General features: G+C 68.9%; 2 protein-coding genes. Both read left to right on the forward strand.

Going from position 1 to position 2,977, the window contains the following annotated elements:
* On the forward strand, window positions 1-894 hold an 894-nt coding region (locus tag RMO12_RS05275), incomplete at its 5' end, for an alpha/beta fold hydrolase (RefSeq protein ID WP_309638482.1).
* A gap of 72 nt (window positions 895-966) precedes the next feature.
* Window positions 967-2,871: an acyl-CoA dehydrogenase gene (locus RMO12_RS05280; protein WP_309638483.1), complete on the forward strand. Its 1,905-nt coding sequence runs from the start codon at window positions 967-969 to the stop codon at window positions 2,869-2,871.
* Window positions 2,872-2,977 lie beyond the last annotated feature (106 nt).

Below are 2,977 nucleotides of genomic sequence, written 5' to 3' on the forward strand. Positions count from 1 at the left end.
GGTCCGCGTGACGCGGCCGTCACGGTGCTGTGCCTGCACGGCAACCCGACCTGGAGCTACCTCTACCGCCACATGATCCCGGTGTTCACCGGGGCCGGCCTGCGGGTGGTGGCGCCGGATCTGATCGGTTTTGGCCGATCCGACAAACCGGCCGATGAAGCCTGGCACCAGTTCGATCGCCACCGGCAAAGCCTGCTGAGGCTGATCGAGACGCTGGACCTGCGCAACGTGATGCTGGTCTGCCAGGATTGGGGCGGCATCCTCGGCCTGACACTGCCGATGGTGTATGCCGTCCCCAAGACGCCTGCGGCGTCGACCGCCATGGCCCCGCAAGCGGCCCTCCCGGTCCCCACGGGTGCGTCGTCGGGTGCGTCGGGCTCGGGGCGACCCGGCGCCGGCCCGCCTGAGCGCTTCACCCGCCTGCTGGTGATGAACACCACGCTCGCCACTGGCGAGCTGACCGAGGGCTTTCGCCAGTGGCGCGCCTACAGCAACAGCCAGCCCGACCTGGCGGTGGGCAAGCTGCTGCGCCGCGGCAAGCCCGACCTGAGCGTGGCCGAGGCGGCGGCCTACGACGCGCCGTTTCCAGATGCCCGCTTCAAGGCCGCGCTGCGCGCCTTTCCCAAGCTGGTGCCCGACGGTGAGGACGCCCCCGGTGCCGCCACCAGCCGCGAGGCGATGGCCTTCTGGCAGCAGCGCTGGACGGGCGACAGCTTCATGGCCGTCGGCCTGCAAGACCCGGTGCTGGGGCTGCCCACGATGCTGGCGCTGCAGCAAGTCATCCTTGGCTGCCCGCCGCCGATGCAAGTGGCCGATGGCGGCCATTTCGTGCAGGAATGGGGCGCGCCGATTGCCCGGGCCGCGTTGGCACACTTTGCACTCGACCGCGCCTGACCCCCTGCGAGCCGCCCGCGCATCCCTGCTCGTGCTCCTGTTGACGCTCCTGCCCTTGATGGAATGACCCCCATGCGCGCCACGCTGGACTTTCTGCTCAACGACTGGCTCGCCGTCGAGTCGCTGACCGCGCGAGCTCGCTTCGCCGACCACTCGCGCGAGACCTTCGCCGCGGTGCTCGACACCTGCCAGAAAATCGCACGCGAAAAATTCGCGCCCTTCAATCGCCTCGTCGACACCGAGGAGCCGCGCTTTGACGGTCAGCGCGTCCATCTGCCGCGTGCGACGCACGATGCGCTCGGTGCCTATGTCGGGAGCGGCATGCTCGCCGCGTCGCAGGACTACGGGCTCGGCGGCATGCAACTGCCCTGCGTGGTCGAGATGGCCGGCAATGCGTTTTTCTTCAAGGCGAGCGTGGCCATGGCTGGCTACTCCATGCTCACCGCGGGCAATGCCAACCTGCTGATGGCGCACGGCACGCCGGCCCAGATCGAATGTTTTGCCAGCAACGAGTTCGCCGGTCGCTGGTTCGGCAGCATGTGCCTGTCGGAGCCGCAGGCGGGTTCGAGCCTGAGCGACGTGGCCACGCGCGCGGTGCCGGACGGCGCCGCCTTCGAGCAAGACCCGCTCGGTGCGCGCTACCGTCTGAAGGGCAACAAGATGTGGATCTCGGGCGGCGAGCACGAGCTCACCGAGAACATCGTGCACCTGGTGCTGGCCAAGATCGCGGGCGAGGACGGGAAGCTGCCGCCGGGGGCGAAGGGCATCTCGCTGTTCATCGTGCCCAAGCTGCTGGTGGAGTGGGGCGGTGCCGAGGTGCCGGCAGGCCCCGGCCCTTTCGCAGATTTCGCAGAGGGCGAGGGAGCCATGCGGCGGGCGATCCTGACGGAGCGCAACGACGTGGCGCTCGCCGGCCTGAACCACAAGCTCGGCTACCGCGGCATCACCAACACGCTGCTCAACTTCGGCGAAGGCCGCTTCAAGCCGCGGGGCCAAGCCGGCGCCGTGGGCTACCTCGTCGGCCAACCCGGCGACGGCCTGCGCTGCATGTTCCATTTCATGAACGAGGCGCGCATCGGCGTCGGCCTCGGCGCGGTGATGCTGGGCTATGCCGGCTACGAAGCGAGCCTCGACTACGCCAAACAGCGCACCCAGGGACGGCCCATCGGTCCCGGCGGCAAGGACGCCAACGCGCCGCAGGTGGCGCTCATCGAGCATGCCGACATCAAGCGCATGTTGCTGGCGCAAAAGTCTTACGTCGAAGGCGGCTTGGCGCTGGCGCTCTATTGCGCGCGGCTGGTCGACGAGCAGAAGAGCGGCACGGCCGAGGCGAGCGCCGAGGCCGCGCTGCTGCTGCAGATGCTCACACCCATTGCCAAGAGCTGGCCGAGCGAGTGGTGCCTGGAGGCCAACAGCCTGGCGATCCAGGTCCACGGTGGCTACGGCTATACGCGCGACTTCGCGGTCGAGCAGCACTGGCGCGACAACCGCCTCAACATGATCCACGAGGGCACGCACGGCATCCAGGCGCTCGACCTGCTCGGGCGCAAGGTGCTGATGAACGGCGGCGCCGGGCTCGCGCTGCTGCGGGGGCGTGTCGGCGCCACGGTCGAGCGCGCTGCGGCCGTTGACGGCCTGGCCGACCACGCCGATGCGCTGGACGCTGCGCTGAGTCAACTCGGTCACGCCACCCAGGCGGCCTGGGCCACCGGCCGGCCGCAGGACGCGCTTGCCAATGCCACGCCCTACCTGCAGGCCTTCGGCCACGTCGTGCTCGCATGGGTATGGCTGGAGCTGGCGCTCGCCGCCCGCGCGGGGCTCGACACCGATGGCGCACGGGGTGAAGCCTTCTACCAAGGCAAACTGGCTGCCGCGCGTTACTTCTTTCATTACGAACTGCCCAAGATAGACGCCTGGCTGGCGGTCGTCGCCTCGCGCGACAGCACCTGCCGCGATGCCGATGCCAGCTGGTTCTGACGGACGACCCCTTGATCAAGAATTCACAGCTCGAAACGCTCGTCTGGGCATTGATCTACGGCGGCATGGCCCTGGGCATGCTGGGCGTGTGGATCATCGGGCGCGA

The organism is Methylibium sp. (genome assembly GCF_031393925.1).
In the GTDB taxonomy this organism is placed as follows: Bacteria; Pseudomonadota; Gammaproteobacteria; order Burkholderiales; family Burkholderiaceae_C; genus Methylibium.